The sequence below is a fragment of the Acidovorax sp. genome (genome assembly GCF_022763525.1).
GTDB lineage: Bacteria > Pseudomonadota > Gammaproteobacteria > Burkholderiales > Burkholderiaceae_C > Acidovorax.
Genome location: NZ_JALEGG010000290.1, coordinates 1 through 15,249 on the forward strand (window position 1 = coordinate 1; position 15,249 = coordinate 15,249).

The window sequence follows — 15,249 nt, forward strand, 5'->3', positions numbered from 1 at the left end:
ACCTCGGGCGCCTGACCAGCGGGGCCACGGGCGCCTGGCTCAAAGAACGGCAGGACGACCACTCCTACGCCGTCAACGTCCGCGCAATCACCCCCAACGGCGGAATGCTGGACGTGCGCATTTTCGAGTTCGACACCAAAGGTCGGCTGGCATCACAGACGCGCGCTGCATCGGGCGAGTTTGGTGCCGACGGCGCATGGAATCTGCGAGACGTGCAACGCAGTCGCTTCGAGCAACGCAGCGCCGAAGAGGCGCGTGTGGAGCATCTGCAAGCCCCCACGCTGCAGTGGCCCACCCGCATCAGCGCAGACATGGTGGCGGCCTCACTGCTCAAACCGGACCGCATGGCCACCATCGATCTGTTCCAGTACATCCGCCACCTCGATGCCAACGGCCAATCCGCACAGCGCTATGAGATCGAGTTCTGGCGCAAGGTGTTCTACCCGCTCAGCTGCCTGGTGATGGTGGTGCTGGCACTGCCCTTTGCCTACCTGCACTTCCGCTCTGGCGGCATTGCCGGCTACGTGTTTGGCGGCGTGATGGCGGGCATCAGCTTCTTCCTGCTTAACAACGTGTTCGGCTACGCCGGCAACCTGCAGAACTGGTCGCCCATGCTCACGGCGGCAGCGCCGGGGCTGATCTATTCCGTGCTGTCGCTCGCGGCGTTTGGATGGCTGGTGCTGCGGCGATGAACGGCGCAACCCCCTCCCTGGCGCAGCAGGCCATTGTGCTGTTCTCCCATGGCTCACGCGATCCGCTTTGGCGCGCCCCCATCGAGGCTGTGGCCGCCCGCATTGCGGCGCAGCACCCCGAGCGGCCCGTGATGTGTGCCTATCTGGAGCTCTCGGAGCCTTCGCTGGCGCAGGCGGTGGATCAACTGGTGCAGCGGGGCGCCACCGCCGTCACTGTGGTGCCCATGTTCCTGGGCACGGGCAAGCACGCGCGGGCCGACCTGCCCGTACTGGTGGAACAGTTGCGCGCCGCGCACCCGGGCGTGCGCCTGCACGTGCAGCCGGCCGTGGGCGAAGACCCCCGCATCACAGCCCTCATGGCCGAGATCGCCTGCGAACTCCCGCCCGACTGACGTCCCGAAAAATCCAGCCCACCTCTGATTCACTTAGACGATTGCAGCATAATGATGCAATTCTTTAGGCGATATCAGATATGAACCTGCACCAGTTCCGTTTTGTGCAAGAGGCGGCGCGCCGCAACCTCAACCTGACCGAAGCCGCCAAGGCGCTGCACACCTCGCAGCCGGGCGTGTCCAAGGCCATCATCGAACTGGAAGAAGAGCTGGGCGTGGACATCTTCGCCCGGCACGGCAAGCGCCTCAAGCGCATTACCGAGCCCGGCCAGCATGTGCTCAAGAGCATCGAAGTCATCATGCGCGAGGTGGGTAACCTCAAGCGCATTGGCGAACAGTTCAGCGCGCAGGACAGCGGCACCCTCAGCATCGCCACCACCCACACCCAGGCCCGCTACGTGCTGCCCGTGCCCGTGGCGCGCCTGCGGGAAGCCTATCCCAAGGTCAACATCAGCCTGCACCAGGCCACCCCGCACGAAGTCGCCCGCATGGTGATCGACGAGGTGGCCGAGATCGGCATGGCCACCGAATCGTTGGCCGACTACCCCGACCTGGTCACCCTGCCCTGCTATGAATGGCAGCACGTGCTGGTGGTGCCCAACGACCATCCGCTGGCGCAAAAGGAGCGCATTGGCCTGGACGATCTGGCTCACGAGTCGCTCATCACCTACCACCCCTCCTTCACCGGCCGCGGCAAGATCGACCATGCGTTCGCGGCCCGCAAGCTGCAGCCCCGCATCGTGCTGGAGGCCATCGACTCCGACGTGATCAAGACCTACGTGCGCCTCGGCCTGGGGATCGGCATCGTGGCCGAGATGGCCATGCGTGAAGACCCCGTGGGCGACTTGGCGGTGCGGCCCCTGGGCCACCTGTTCGGCCAAAGCGTGGCCCGCGTGGCCTTCAAGCGCGGAGCCTACTTGCGCAACTTCGTCTTCCGGTTTGCCGAACTGCTCAGCGACCGCCTGAGCCGCGAGCTGATTGCGCGTGCGATGACGGGCCATGTCAATGACTATGAGTTGTGACGCCCCCCTGAGTCGCTTCGCGCCTTCCCCCCACTGGGGGGACGACGCCGGTGGCCGGGCGAAGCCCGTTCCACGGCGTCTGCTGGCCTCCCCAGATCCACGGCCTTTAGCCTGACAAACGCTGCGCCCATTTCCAACGATTGCCACGACGCGATGACCACACCTACCTTCCCCAGCAAGCTGCCCAACGTGGGCACCACCATCTTCACCGTGATGTCGGCCCTGGCCACCGAGCACCAGGCTGTGAACCTGGGCCAAGGCTTTCCGGACTTTGAATGCGCGCCCGAGTTGGTGGACGCCGTCACCCGGGCCATGCAGGCCGGCCACAACCAGTACCCGCCCATGCCCGGCGTGCCCGTGCTGCGCGAGGCCGTGGCCCGCAAGATCGAGGCGCTGCACGGCCGCGCCTACAACCCGGGCTCCGAGATCACCATCACCGCAGGCGCCACGCAGGCCATCATCACCGCGATCCTGGCCATCGTGCACCCGGGCGACGAGGTGATCGTGCTCGACCCCTGCTACGACAGCTACGTGCCCAACATCGACCTCGCTGGCGGCAAGGCCGTGCGCGTGCCGCTCACGCCCGGCACCTTCCGCCCCGACTTCGCCAAGATCAGCGCCGCCATCACGCCGCGCACCCGTGCCCTCATCATCAACAGCCCGCACAACCCCAGCGCCACCATCTGGACGTCTGAGGAGATGCGGCAGCTCGAAGACCTGCTCCGCAATACCAACATCCTGCTCATCAGCGACGAGGTGTACGAGCACATGGTGTTCGACGGCGCCGAGCACCAGAGCGCCGCCCGCTTCCCCGGCCTGGCCGAGCGCGCCTTCATCGTGTCCAGCTTTGGCAAGACCTTCCACGTCACGGGCTGGAAGGTGGGCACCGTGGCCGCGCCCGCCGCGCTCACAGCCGAGTTCCGCAAGGTGCACCAGTTCAACGTGTTCACCGTCAACACGCCGATGCAACACGGCCTGGCGGCCTACCTGCAGGACCCGACGCCCTACCTGCAGCTGCCAGCCTTCTACCAGGCCAAGCGCGACCTGTTCCGCCAGGGGTTGCAAGGCTCGCGCTTCAACCTGCTGCCCAGCACCGGTAGCTACTTCCAGTGCGTGGACATCTCGGCCGTGAGCGACCTGAGCGAATCCGACTTCTGCCAGTGGCTCACTCGTGAAGTGGGCGTGGCGGCCATTCCCCTCTCGGCGTTCTACGCCGATGGATTCGACCAGCGCGTGGTGCGCTTTTGCTTTGCCAAGAAGGACGAGACACTGCGCGCTGCGCTGGAGCGCCTGCGTAAGCTCTGATTTCCCCATTACATATAAAAATTGGCTGCAGCGCTTGTGAATCAAGCGCAGGCAGCTATCATTTTTGATTCACCTGATTTCAGCACCGCCTGAAACCCAGCCTGTCTTGATGCTTTCTTGATACCGCCTTTGCACCTCTTAAACCCATCTTGATGCGTGCATTCCTAGCATCGGTCCATGTCTCAAGGAGAAGCACATGGACTGGGTTTTTATCGGTATCAGTGGCGCGCTCTGGCTCGCCGCTTATGGCTTAGCCAAAGGCTGCGCACGACTGCAACAGCAGGCGCAAGGGGGGCGGTCATGACCAGCGGCTGGGTGATTCTGGCGGCCGTGCTGGCTGCAGGCCTCTTGGTGTATCTGGTCGCCGTGCTGCTGCGGCCGGAGGACTTTTCATGAGCGCCAGCGCCCTGCTGCAACTGGCAGTGTTCATGGCACTGCTGCTGGCGCTGGCATGGCCGCTGGCGCGCTGGATTGACGCCGTCATGGCGGGCCGCTTTGCCCTGGGGCGGCGGCTGGAGGGGCCGCTTTTCAAGCTGGCTGGCGTGCGGCCCGACGAAGAAACCGGCTGGCTGCGCTACACGCTGGGCCTGCTGGTGTTCAACGGCCTGGGCGTGCTGGCGGTGTATGCACTGCAGCGCTGGCAAGCGGTGCTGCCGCTCAACCCGCAAGGCATGGCTGCGGTGGCGCCGGACTCGGCCTTCAACACCGCCATCAGCTTTGTCACCAACACCAACTGGCAAGGTTATGGCGGCGAGAGCACCATGAGCTACCTCACGCAGATGCTGGCGCTGACGGTGCAGAACTTTCTGTCTGCCGCGACGGGCTTGGTGGTGGTCATCGCGCTGGTGCGTGGCTTTTCAAGGCACTCTGCACAATCCATCGGCAACGTATGGGCCGACCTGACCCGCGCCACGCTGTGGGTGCTGCTGCCGCTGTCGCTGGTGCTGGCCGTGGTGTTTGCAGGCCAGGGCGTGATCCAGAACTTGTCGCCCTATACCGAAGTGCAGACGCTGGAGCCCGTGCACTACGACGCCCCCAAGCTCGATGCCGCAGGCCAGCCCGTGCTGAACGCCCAGGGCGCTCCCGTCACCGAGCCCGCCACACAAACCGCCCAAACCCTGGCCATGGGCCCCGTGGCCTCACAGTTGGCCATCAAGCTGCTGGGCACCAACGGCGGCGGCTTCTTCAACGCCAACTCGGCCCACCCGTTCGAGAACCCCTCGGCCGCCAGCAACCTGCTGCAGATGCTGGCGATCTTCCTCATCCCCGCCGCGCTGTGTCTGGTGTTTGGCCGCATGGTGGGCGATGAGCGCCAGGGCTGGACGATTCTGGCAACGATGAGCCTTCTATTCCTGATCGCAGTGGTGGCAGCCACCACGTTTGAGCAGCAGGGCAACCCGCTTCTGGCCTCGCTGGGCGTGGACCAAGCCGCCAGCGCGCTGCAGCCGGGCGGCAACATGGAAGGCAAGGAAACGCGGTTTGGCATCGCCGCCTCGGCCCTGTTCGCAGTGATCACCACAGCCGCGAGCTGCGGCGCGGTGATTGCGATGCACGACAGCTTCACTCCCCTGGGCGGCATGGTGCCCATGGTGCTCATGCAGATGGGCGAGGTGGTATTTGGCGGCGTGGGCTCGGGCCTGTACGGCATGCTGGTGTTCGCCATCATGGCCGTGTTCATTGCCGGGCTGATGATTGGCCGCACGCCCGAATACCTGGGCAAGAAGATCGAGGCGCACGAGATGAAGCTTGTGTCCATCGCGATCCTCATCACCCCGCTGCTGGTGCTGCTGGGCACGGCCGTAGCGGTGATGAGCGAGGCGGGCCGCGCTGGCCTGGCCAACCCGGGCGCGCATGGCTTCAGCGAGGTGCTGTATGCGCTGTCTTCCGCCGCCAACAACAACGGCAGCGCCTTTGCAGGCCTGTCGGCCAACACCCCGTTCTACAACACGCTGCTGGCCGTGGCCATGTGGCTGGGGCGCTTTGGCGTGATCGTGCCTGTGCTGGCCATGGCCGGCGCCCTGGCCGCGAAGAAGCGCGCCACCGCCACCGACGGCACCCTGCCCACGCACGGCCCACTGTTTGTGGTGCTGCTCGGCGGTGTGGTGCTGCTGGTCGGACTGTTGAACTATGTGCCCGCCCTCGCGCTGGGCCCGGTGGTCGAGCATTTGATGCTCTGGCCACGTTAAGAAGATAGCTGGGAGATTGTGATGACTCGCAAGACCTTGACCCTGTTCGACCCCGCCCTGGTGCGCCCCGCGCTGCTGGAGGCTTTCAAGAAGCTGGACCCGCGCGTGCAATGGCGCAACCCCGTGATGTTTGTGGTGTACGTGGGCAGCGCCTTCACCACCGCGCTGGCCGCCAGCAAGCCCGAGGGCTTCACCGCTGCCGTGGCGCTGTGGCTGTGGTTCACCGTGCTGTTCGCCAACTTTGCCGAGGCCATGGCCGAAGGCCGCAGCAAGGCCCAGGCGGCCTCGCTGCGTGGGCTGAAAAAGCAGACCTGGGCCAAAAAGCTGGACGGCCAGTTTGACCGCACCACCCCACGCACCGATCTGACCTGGCTGCCGCTGGAAGCCGCCCACCTGCGCAAGGGCGATGTGGTGCTGGTGGAAGCCGGCGACACCATCCCTGCCGATGGCGAGGTGATCGACGGCGTGGCCTCGGTGGACGAAAGCGCCATCACCGGCGAATCCGCCCCGGTGATCCGCGAATCCGGCGGCGACTTCTCGGCCGTGACCGGCGGCACCCGCGTGCTGTCCGACTGGATCGTGGTGCGGGTGGCCGTGAACCCCGGCGAGACCTTTGTGGACCGCATGATCGCCATGGTGGAGAACGCCAAGCGCCACAAGACACCCAACGAAATCGCGCTGACCATTCTGCTGGTGGCGCTGACCATCGTGTTCCTGGGCGTGGTGGTCACGCTGCTCCCGTTCTCGCTGTTCAGCGTGCAGGCCAGCGGTGCGGGCGATCCGGTGAGCCTGGTGGTGCTGGTGGCCCTGCTGGTGTGCCTGATCCCCACCACCATCGCGGGTCTGCTCAGCGCCATCGGCGTGGCAGGCATGAGCCGCATGATGCAGGCCAATGTGATCGCCACCTCGGGCCGCGCCGTGGAGGCGGCAGGTGATGTGGACGTGCTGCTGCTGGACAAGACCGGCACCATCACCCTGGGCAACCGCCAGGCCAGCCAGTTCGTGTCTGCGCCCGGCGTGACCGATGCCGCATTGGCCGATGCCGCCCAATTGGCATCGCTGGCCGACGAAACGCCCGAAGGCCGCAGCATCGTCGTACTGGCCAAGCAGAAGTTCAACCTGCGCGAGCGCGACATCGAGGCCATGGGAGCCCAGTTCGTGCACTTCACCGCCCAGACCCGCATGAGCGGGGTGGACCTGCCCGGCCCGCGCCTGCTGCGCAAAGGTGCAGCAGACGCCATCCGCAAGCATGTGGAGGCACTGGGCGGACGCTTTCCTACCGCCGTGCAGACGGCGGTGGACGACGTATCCCGCCGTGGCAGCACGCCCCTGGTGGTGGCCGATGGTGCCCACGTGCTGGGCGTGGTGGAGCTCAAAGACGTGGTCAAGGGCGGCATCAAGGAGCGCTTTGCCGAGCTGCGCCGCATGGGCATCAAGACCGTGATGGTGACCGGCGACAACCGCCTCACTGCCGCCGCGATTGCTGCCGAGGCCGGTGTGGACGACTTCCTGGCCGAGGCCACGCCCGAAGCGAAACTGCAGCTCATCCGCAGCTACCAAACGGCCGGGCAGCTGGTGGCCATGACGGGCGACGGCACCAACGACGCCCCCGCCCTCGCCCAGGCCGACGTGGCCGTCGCCATGAACACGGGCACACAAGCCGCCAAGGAGGCCGGAAACATGGTGGACCTGGACAGCAACCCCACCAAGCTCATCGAGATTGTGGAGACCGGCAAGCAGATGCTGATGACGCGCGGCTCGCTGACCACCTTCAGCATCGCCAACGACATCGCCAAGTACTTCGCCATCATCCCAGCGGCGTTTGTCACCACCTACCCGCAGCTGTCGGCGCTGAATTTCATGCACCTGGCCAGCCCTTCGTCGGCCATTCTGTCCGCCGTGGTGTTCAACGCGCTGATCATCATCTTCCTGATCCCCTTGGCCCTGAAGGGCGTGGCCTACCGCGCCGTGGGTGCCGCCGCGCTGCTGCGCCGCAACCTGGCCATTTATGGACTGGGGGGCATGGTGGTGCCATTCGTTGGCATCAAGTTGATTGACATGGTGCTGGCAGCAACTGGCCTGACCTGAGCCGCGCCCCATCCAAAGACATAGCCCACCGAATGACTGAAAAGGAAAATCCTATGCCTATCCGCATTCCCCGCGACGACGTGCCCGCCAGCCCAGGCGGCCTGCTGCGCCCCGCCCTCACGCTGTTTGTCGTGCTCTCCCTCATCACTGGCCTGCTCTACCCGCTGCTCGTCACCGGCGTGGCGCAGACCGCGTTCCCCCACCAGGCCAATGGCAGCCTGATCACCCAGGGTGGCAAGACTGTAGGCTCCGAGCTGATCGGCCAGGCCTTCACCGAGCCCGGCCACTTCTGGGGCCGCCCTACGGCCACGGCACCGATGCCCTACAACGCAGCGGCGTCGGGCGGATCGAACCAAGGCCCCACCAACCCTGCGCTGGTAGATGCCGTGAAGGCCCGCATCGAGGCCCTGCGTGCTGCGGACCCCGGCAACACCCGCCCTGTGCCCGTGGACCTGGTCACCGCGTCGGCCAGCGGGCTCGACCCGCACATCAGCCCCGCAGCCGCCGCCTACCAAACCGAGCGCGTGGCCCGTGCCCGGGGTCTGCCCGTGGCGCAGGTGCAGGCGCTGGTGCAGCAACACACGGATACCCCCTGGCTGGGCCTGCTGGGTGAGCCGCGTGTGAACGTGCTGGCCTTGAACCTGGCGCTCTATGTGCTACTAAAACAATAGCTGCTTGCGCTTGATGAATAAGCGCTAGAGGCCAATTTGAATACAAATTGATGGATACACTGTAGCCATGCAGGATCGCCCCGACCCCGACGCGCTGCTGCAGCGCATCCAGCAAGAGCAGGCCCAGCAGCAGCGCGGGCGGCTCAAGGTGTTCTTCGGTGCCTGCGCCGGGGTGGGCAAAACCTTCGCCATGCTGTCGGCCGCGCGGGCTGCACAGACGCAGGGCCTGCCCGTCACCATTGGCGTGGTCGAGACGCATGGCCGCGCCGACACCGAGGCGCTGACCGCGCACCTGCCCCGCCTGCCGCTGCGCGCCCTGCCCTACAAAGACCGCACCCTGCCCGAGTTTGACCTGGACTCCGCCCTGGCTTGGGGCGCAGAGCACCCCGAGGGCCTGGTGCTGCTCGATGAATTGGCCCACAGCAACGTGCAAGGCTCGCGCCACCCCAAGCGCTGGCAAGACGCCGAAGAACTGCTGGCCGCAGGCATCGACGTGTGGTCCACCATGAACGTGCAGCACCTGGAGAGCCTGAACGACATCGTGAGCGGCATCACCGGCATTCGCGTGTGGGAGACGGTGCCCGACCAGTTTTTTGACGCAGCCGATGAGGTGGTGGTGGTCGACCTGCCGCCCGACGAGCTGCTGGCGCGCCTCAAAGCTGGCAAGGTCTACCTGCCCCAACAGGCAGAGCGCGCGGCCGCCAACTTTTTCCGCAAAGGCAACCTGCTGGCCCTGCGCGAGCTGGCCCTGCGCCGCACCGCCGACCGGGTGGACGATGAAATGCGCGCCTACCGCCGCGCCAGCACCACCACTGCCGAAGCCGTGTGGCCCAACCGCGAGGCCCTGCTGGCCTGCGTGGCCACGGGCGACAACGCCGAAAAGGTGGTGCGCAGCTGCGCCCGTCTGGCCGCGCAGCTCGACCTGCCCTGGCACGCCGTGCATGTCGAGACGCCCGAGCAGCAAGGCCGGTCGGCCACGCTGCATCCGCAGGTGGAACGCACCTTGAAACTTGCGCAACAGCTGGGGGCCGTGGCCTGCACGGTACTGCCTGCTGCCCAGCCCGCGCAGGCCCTGGTGCGCTATGCGCGCGAGCACAACCTGGTGCGCGTGGTCATGGGCCGCAGCGCACGCCGCTGGCCCTGGCAGACCACGCTGGCCGACCAGGTGGGGCATCTGGCCAGCGACCTCGACCTGCTGCAGGTGGGCACGCTGCCCGCCCGCGCAGGCCTGGCGCGCCCCCCCACCTCCAATGCATCGCCTGAAACCACGAACAAGGGCACTGCCTTCTGGCCTGGCTACCTGGCGGCGGCCCTGGCCTGCTGCATTGCCGCCGTGGTGGCCACGCCGCTGGCCGATGTGCTGGAGCTGACCAACATCGTCATGCTGTTTTTGCTGGTGGTGGTGGGCGTGGCCTTGCGGTTTGGACGCGGCCCTGCCGTGATGGCCGCCATTCTGGGTGTGGCGTTTTTCGACCTTTTCTTTGTACCGCCGCGCTTCACGTTTGCGGTCAGTGACGCGCAGTACCTCGTCACATTCGCCGTGATGCTGGTGGTGGCCCTGGTAGTGGGCCAGCTCACCGCCGGGCTCAAGGTGCAGGCCGAGTCCGCCACCGAGCGCGAACACCGGGTGCGCAGCCTCTACGACATGGCACGCGACCTGTCTGCCGCGCTGCTGCCAGAGCAGGTGGCCGAGATTGGCGCGCGCTTCATGACCGGCGAATTCAATGCAGGCAGCACCCTGGTGGTGGCCGACGACGACAACCGCCTGCAGGTATTGCCCGGCGGCACGGCCGCGGTGGACATGGCCGTGGCGCAATGGTCGTTTGAGCGCGGCGAGCCCGCGGGCCGGGGCACGGACACCTTGCATTCCAGCCCCACGCTGGTGCTGCCGCTCAAGGCGCCCATGCGCATCCGCGGCGTGCTGGTGGTGGCCATGCCCCACGGGCAGGTACCGGGGGTGGAACCGCGCCGCCTGCTGCAGACCTGTGCATCGCTGCTGGCCATCTCGCTGGAACGCATCCACTACATCGACGTGGCACAAAAGAGCACGGTGCAGATCGAGTCCGAGCGGCTGCGCAACTCGCTGCTCTCGGCCATCTCGCACGACCTGCGCACGCCGCTGGCCTCGCTGGTGGGCCTGGCCGAATCGCTGGCCATGGTGCAGCCCCCGCTAGCCGCTGAGCAGCATGCGCTGGCAGGCTCCATCCGCCACTCGGCCCAGCGCATGAGCGCGCTGGTCAACAACCTGCTGGACATGGCTCGGCTGGAGGCCGGGGCCGTGCAACTCCACAAGGCCTGGCAGCCGCTGGAAGAGGTGGTGGGCAGTGCCCTCGCCGCTTGCACGCCCGCCCTGGCCGCGCACCACGTGGAGGTGCAGCTACCGGACGACCTGCCCCTGGTGCAGATCGACGCCGTGCTGATGGAGCGCGTGCTGGTCAATCTGCTGGAGAACGCCGCCAAGTACACGCTGCCGGGCACTCCTATCCGCCTCGCGGCACAGGCGCTCAGTGATGCCGTTGCGATCACGGTCAGCGACGAAGGCCCGGGCCTGCCCAAGGGACGCGAAGAGCTGCTGTTTGAAAAATTCGAACGCGGCGCCCGCGAAAGCGCCACGCCGGGTGTGGGCCTGGGCCTGGCCATCTGCCGCGCCATCGTGCAGGCACACGGCGGCAGCATCCGCGGCGATACCATCCTGAATCCGCAGGGCCAGGCCGCCGGAGCGCGCTTCACACTGCTGCTGCCGCGCGGCACGCCGCCGACCGATCTGGGCGACGATGTGCAGACACATCCCATCGACGCCTGACCGCCCACCGCCCAACCCATGACCGACCTGCCCACCCACATCCTCATCGTCGAAGACGAAGCCGACATCCGCCGGTTTGTGCGTCTGACGCTGGAGACCGAAGGCCACACGGTGCACGAGGCCGCCACCTTGCAGCGCGGCCTGATTGAGGCCGGCACGCGCCGCCCCGATCTGGTGGTGCTGGACCTGGGCCTGCCCGACGGCGACGGGGTGGACTTGATCCGCGACCTGCGCACCTGGTCCGCCATGCCCATCATCGTGCTGTCGGCCCGCAGCGCCGAATCGAGCAAGATCGCCGCGCTGGACGCAGGGGCCGACGACTACCTCGTCAAACCCTTTGGATCGGGGGAGCTGACGGCCCGGGTGCGCGCACAGCTGCGCCGCAGCCAGCGCCCCTCCAACGCCGACGCCATGCCCCTGATCCAGTTCGGCAACATCACCGTGGACCTGGCCCGCCGCACCGTGGAGCGCCGCGCGGGCAAGCAAGGCAGCGAGGCCCTGCACCTCACGCCCATCGAATACAAGCTGCTCACCCACCTGGCCTCGCAGCCCGACCGTGTCATCACCCACCAGCAACTGCTCAAGGCCGTGTGGGGGCCAGGCCACGCCGACGACACGCACTATGTGCGCGTGCACATGGCCAACCTGCGCAAGAAGGTGGAAGACAACGCCTCCATGCCCCGGCACCTGCGAACGGAAGCAGGCATCGGGTATCGGTTCGTGCCCTGAAGCGCATCACGAACCAGCCGCGCCAGCACAGCGCAACGCCCGCTCCCCCGCCACGTGCAGACGATCCGCCAGCGATGCGGGCGCGAGCACCTCAAACTCCACATCCAGCGCCATCAGCCAGTACACCAGCGAATCGCTGACGCCGCATTCCATCAGGCAGCGTCGACCCTCTTCCAGGGGTTGCACGACGGCCGCCGACGGGGGTATGCGGCGGGACATCTCGGCATGGGGCGCGTGAAGCACCACGCGGGCGGTTTCGGCGTGGGGCGCCACCGAGATGGAGCGCGCGACGTAGGCTTTGAGATCGCCCCCGTCGGGTGATGCCCGCGGAGCGAAATGCGCCCCCAGTTGGGGAGCCCCCACGATGCGGTCGATGCGGAACGTCCGCCAGTCGCCGCGCGTCCGGTCCCACGCCACCAGATACCAGCGCTGCCCAGTGTGCACCACGCCCTGGGGCTCCACTGAGCGCTGTGCGCTGCGGCCTTTGCTGTCTTCGTAGTGGAACTCGGTGCGCAGCTGGTCACGGCAGGCCGACGCCAGCGCGGCCAGCACCGAGACCTCCACCACGGGGCCCACGCGGTCCAGCGGCTGGATGGTGGAGCGCAGCGCATCCACCTGCTGACGCAGCCGCGCGGGCATGGCCTGCTCCAGCTTGACCAGCGCACGCAACGCCGGCTCCTCAATGCCACCGACGGCGCCGGCCGTGGCAGTGCGCAGCGCAATCGACACGGCCAGCGCCTCCCCGTCGTCCAGCAGCAGCGGTGGCAATGCCTGCCCCGCGCGGAAGGCGTACCCCCCGGCCACCCCGCTGCTGGCCTCGACCGGGTAGCCCAGCTGGCGCAGCCGGTCAATGTCGCGCCGCAGCGTGCGGGGGTGTACTTCCAGGCGTTCGGCCAGGTCTTGGCCCATCCAGTGGCTTCGGGTTTGCAGCAGTGAGAGCAGACGCAGCAAGCGGGTGGACGATGTGAGCATGGGTGCACTTTAGCGTTCATTGAGGACTAAAGCTGTCCGCAATGGCTTCTACAGTGACTTCACCTTTTTCTTTCAACCCAACTTAAGGAGTCCTCCATGTCCATCGTTCTGTACTGGCACCCCATGTCCAGCGCCACCCCCATCGCCTGCGCGCTGGCCGAACTGGGCGTGCCCCATGAGCGCGTCAAGATCGACATCCTGGCCGGCGAGCAGCGCCGCGCGGACTACCTCGCGCTCAACCCCAACGGGAAGGTGCCCACGCTGACCGTGGACGGCGCCCCGATGTTCGAGGCCCTGGCCATCCACCTGTGGCTGGGCCATCGTTTTGGTGTGGAGCGCGGACTGTGGCCCGCCGCCGGCACGCCGGAGGCGCTGCAGGCCCTGTCGTGGTGCGCGTGGGCCTATGTGACCTATGGCGCGGTGCTGGTGCGCCTGCAGGTCGCCACGAAGGGCGAAGAGGCCCTGCGCAGCACTCCGCACGCCGAGGCCGCCCTGCGCGGGCTGAACGATTTGCTCGCAGTGCTGGACGCGCGTCTGGCCGCACAGCCCTGGATGCTGGGGGCCGACTATTCGCTGGTGGACCTGGTCGTGGGCTCGGTGATGGGGTACAGCGTGTACCTGGGCGCCCCGGTGCAGGCCCATCCACATGTGAAGGCCTGGCTGGCGCGGGTGCAGGCACGGCCCGCCATGCAGATCGACGCCTGAATCAAAAAACGCGTCTCGTCCCGCAGTGCAAGCCCGGCCTGCGGGGCCAAGACCCCCGGCTAGCCAGAAGCTACAGCAGCACGATGTCGTACTGCTCCTGCCCCATCGCGCTCTCGGCCTGCAGCGAGATGGGCTTCTTGATGAAGTCCGAGAGGCCGGCCAGATGCTGGCTTTCCTCGTCCAGGAACAGCTCCACCACCCGTGGTGACGCCACCACGCGGAACTCGCGCGGATTGAACTGGCGCGCCTCGCGCAGAATCTCGCGCAGGATGTCGTAGCACACGCTGCGCGCGGTCTTCACGCTGCCTTTGCCCTGGCACACCTCGCAGGGCTCGCACAGCATGTGGGCCAGCGATTCGCGGGTGCGCTTGCGCGTCATCTCGACCAGGCCCAGTTGCGAGAAGCCGCCGGAGGACATGGTCTTGACCCGGTCGCGCGCCAGTTGCTTCTTGAACTCCGCCAGCACCGCCTGCTGGTGGTCGTCACGCACCATGTCGATGAAGTCCACGATGATGATGCCGCCCAGGTTGCGCAGGCGCAGCTGGCGCGCGATGGCCTGCGCGGCTTCGAGGTTGGTCTTGAAGATCGTGTCGTCAAAATTGCGGGCACCCACATAGCCGCCGGTGTTCACGTCGATGGTCGTGAGTGCCTCGGTCTGGTCCACGATGAGGTAGCCGCCCGATTTGAGATCCACCCGGCGACCCAGCGCCCGGGCCACCTCCTCGTCGATGGAGTACAGGTCGAAGATGGGCCGCTCCCCGCGATAGTGCTGCAGCTTGCCAGCGGCGGCGGGCATGAACTCCTGCCCGAAAGCCCGCAGGCGCTGGAACTGCTCCATCGAATCGATGCGGATGGTCTGGGTGTGGTCACCCACCAGATCGCGCAGCACGCGCTGCAGCAGGTCCAGGTCCTGGTGCAGCAGCGATGTGGCGGGCAGCTTCAGCGATGCCTCCTTGATGCGGGCCCAGGTCTTGCGCAGGTAGGCGATGTCCTCGGCGAGCTCCGCATCGGACGAGTCCTCGCCGTTGGTGCGCAGGATGAAGCCCCCGCCACCGCCCTTGGACTTGTCGCCCACCAGGGCCTGCAGCCGCGCGCGCAGGGCATCGCGCTCCGCCGACGGGATCTTCTGCGATACGCCCACATGGTCATCCTGCGGCAGGAACACCAGCAGCCGGCCCGCGATGCTGATCTGCGTGGAAAGCCTGGCACCCTTGGTGCCGATCGGGTCCTTGATCACCTGCACCATGAGCGACTGGCCCTCGAACACCTGTTTTTCGATCGGCACCTGGGGCTCGTTCTTGCGGGCGAACGCGGGCGGCTCGCCATCGGGCTGGCGCTGCCACACATCGGCCACGTGCAGGAATGCCGCGCGCTCCAGGCCAATGTCGATGAAGGCCGACTGCATGCCCGGCAGCACGCGCGAGACCTTGCCCAGGTAGACGTTGCCCACCAGGCCACGCTCCAGCGTGCGCTCCACGTGCAGCTCTTGCACCGCGCCGTGCTCGACGATCGCCACGCGGGTTTCCTGGGGCGACCAGTTGATCAGGATGTCTTGTTGCATGGCTTTTTGTTCTCGGTATTCACTTGCGATTGTTCCGGCACACCAACATACGCACGAGCTAAGCGCAATGCGAGCGCCGCCGGGGAACTGGCTTTGCCAGGCCCCGGGCGGCGTCCCCCTTTG

Annotated in this window: 13 protein-coding genes; 11 read left to right on the forward strand and 2 right to left on the reverse strand. The window is 66.8% G+C overall.

The window, feature by feature from the left end; all coding sequences use genetic code 11:
* The 10 genes from MRY84_RS21990 to MRY84_RS22035 all read left to right on the forward strand — a co-directional run.
* Window positions 1-692 (forward strand): LptF/LptG family permease (locus MRY84_RS21990; RefSeq protein WP_291507806.1); only part of this gene is annotated, 692 nt, incomplete at its 5' end.
* Window positions 689-1,084: a CbiX/SirB N-terminal domain-containing protein gene (locus MRY84_RS21995; RefSeq protein WP_291507807.1), complete on the forward strand. Its 396-nt coding sequence runs from the start codon at window positions 689-691 to the stop codon at window positions 1,082-1,084. The genes MRY84_RS21990 and MRY84_RS21995, both read left to right, overlap by 4 nt.
* An 80-nt stretch (window positions 1,085-1,164) precedes the next feature.
* Window positions 1,165-2,106 carry a CysB family HTH-type transcriptional regulator gene (locus tag MRY84_RS22000; protein ID WP_291507808.1) on the forward strand — a complete coding sequence of 314 codons (942 nt, stop codon included), beginning with the start codon at window positions 1,165-1,167 and terminating at the stop codon, window positions 2,104-2,106.
* 153 nt (window positions 2,107-2,259) lie between these two features.
* A complete protein-coding gene (locus MRY84_RS22005) occupies window positions 2,260-3,411 on the forward strand; it encodes a pyridoxal phosphate-dependent aminotransferase (RefSeq protein ID WP_291507809.1) in 1,152 nt (383 codons plus the stop codon).
* Between the two features lie 300 nt (window positions 3,412-3,711).
* Complete coding sequence (kdpF, locus tag MRY84_RS22010; protein ID WP_291507810.1) at window positions 3,712-3,807, forward strand: K(+)-transporting ATPase subunit F; 96 nt, start codon at window positions 3,712-3,714, stop codon at window positions 3,805-3,807.
* On the forward strand, window positions 3,804-5,597 hold the full coding sequence (gene kdpA / locus MRY84_RS22015; protein ID WP_291507811.1) for a potassium-transporting ATPase subunit KdpA: 1,794 nt from the start codon (window positions 3,804-3,806) through the stop codon (window positions 5,595-5,597). Before kdpF ends, kdpA begins: the two co-directional genes overlap by 4 nt.
* Before the next feature lie 21 nt (window positions 5,598-5,618).
* A complete protein-coding gene (kdpB, locus tag MRY84_RS22020; RefSeq protein ID WP_291507812.1) occupies window positions 5,619-7,685 on the forward strand; it encodes a potassium-transporting ATPase subunit KdpB in 2,067 nt (688 codons plus the stop codon).
* Window positions 7,686-7,738: 53 nt separating this feature from the next.
* Window positions 7,739-8,356 carry a potassium-transporting ATPase subunit KdpC gene (gene kdpC, locus MRY84_RS22025; protein ID WP_291507813.1) on the forward strand — a complete coding sequence of 206 codons (618 nt, stop codon included), beginning with the start codon at window positions 7,739-7,741 and terminating at the stop codon, window positions 8,354-8,356.
* A 67-nt stretch (window positions 8,357-8,423) separates the two neighbouring features.
* The gene (locus MRY84_RS22030) at window positions 8,424-11,159 is read left to right on the forward strand and encodes a DUF4118 domain-containing protein (protein ID WP_291507814.1); all 2,736 of its coding nucleotides are present in this window, start codon (window positions 8,424-8,426) and stop codon (window positions 11,157-11,159) included.
* Window positions 11,160-11,177: 18 nt separating this feature from the next.
* Window positions 11,178-11,888 carry a response regulator gene (locus tag MRY84_RS22035; protein ID WP_291507815.1) on the forward strand — a complete coding sequence of 237 codons (711 nt, stop codon included), beginning with the start codon at window positions 11,178-11,180 and terminating at the stop codon, window positions 11,886-11,888.
* Window positions 11,889-11,894: 6 nt separating this feature from the next.
* Here MRY84_RS22035 and MRY84_RS22040 read toward each other — a convergent pair whose 3' ends face one another.
* Entirely contained in the window at window positions 11,895-12,860 is a 966-nt protein-coding gene (locus MRY84_RS22040) for a YafY family protein (protein ID WP_291507816.1), read from the reverse strand.
* A gap of 96 nt (window positions 12,861-12,956) precedes the next feature.
* Here MRY84_RS22040 and MRY84_RS22045 point away from each other — a divergent pair, with 96 nt between their 5' ends.
* A complete protein-coding gene (locus tag MRY84_RS22045) occupies window positions 12,957-13,565 on the forward strand; it encodes a glutathione S-transferase family protein (protein ID WP_291507817.1) in 609 nt (202 codons plus the stop codon).
* A gap of 70 nt (window positions 13,566-13,635) precedes the next feature.
* Here MRY84_RS22045 and rng read toward each other — a convergent pair whose 3' ends face one another.
* Window positions 13,636-15,126: a ribonuclease G gene (rng, locus tag MRY84_RS22050; protein ID WP_291507818.1), complete on the reverse strand. Its 1,491-nt coding sequence runs from the start codon at window positions 15,124-15,126 to the stop codon at window positions 13,636-13,638.
* Window positions 15,127-15,249: the final 123 nt, after the last annotated feature.

Coding starts and splice junctions, on each gene's coding strand:
- MRY84_RS21995 (WP_291507807.1), top strand. CDS start 689: ATGAACGGCGCAACCCCCTCCCTGGCGCAGCAGGCCATTGTGCTGTTC.
- MRY84_RS22000 (WP_291507808.1), top strand. CDS start 1,165: ATGAACCTGCACCAGTTCCGTTTTGTGCAAGAGGCGGCGCGCCGCAAC.
- MRY84_RS22005 (WP_291507809.1), top strand. CDS start 2,260: ATGACCACACCTACCTTCCCCAGCAAGCTGCCCAACGTGGGCACCACC.
- kdpF (WP_291507810.1), top strand. CDS start 3,712: ATGACCAGCGGCTGGGTGATTCTGGCGGCCGTGCTGGCTGCAGGCCTC.
- kdpA (WP_291507811.1), top strand. CDS start 3,804: ATGAGCGCCAGCGCCCTGCTGCAACTGGCAGTGTTCATGGCACTGCTG.
- kdpB (WP_291507812.1), top strand. CDS start 5,619: ATGACTCGCAAGACCTTGACCCTGTTCGACCCCGCCCTGGTGCGCCCC.
- kdpC (WP_291507813.1), top strand. CDS start 7,739: ATGCCTATCCGCATTCCCCGCGACGACGTGCCCGCCAGCCCAGGCGGC.
- MRY84_RS22030 (WP_291507814.1), top strand. CDS start 8,424: ATGCAGGATCGCCCCGACCCCGACGCGCTGCTGCAGCGCATCCAGCAA.
- MRY84_RS22035 (WP_291507815.1), top strand. CDS start 11,178: ATGACCGACCTGCCCACCCACATCCTCATCGTCGAAGACGAAGCCGAC.
- MRY84_RS22040 (WP_291507816.1), bottom strand. CDS start 12,860: ATGCTCACATCGTCCACCCGCTTGCTGCGTCTGCTCTCACTGCTGCAA.
- MRY84_RS22045 (WP_291507817.1), top strand. CDS start 12,957: ATGTCCATCGTTCTGTACTGGCACCCCATGTCCAGCGCCACCCCCATC.
- rng (WP_291507818.1), bottom strand. CDS start 15,126: ATGCAACAAGACATCCTGATCAACTGGTCGCCCCAGGAAACCCGCGTG.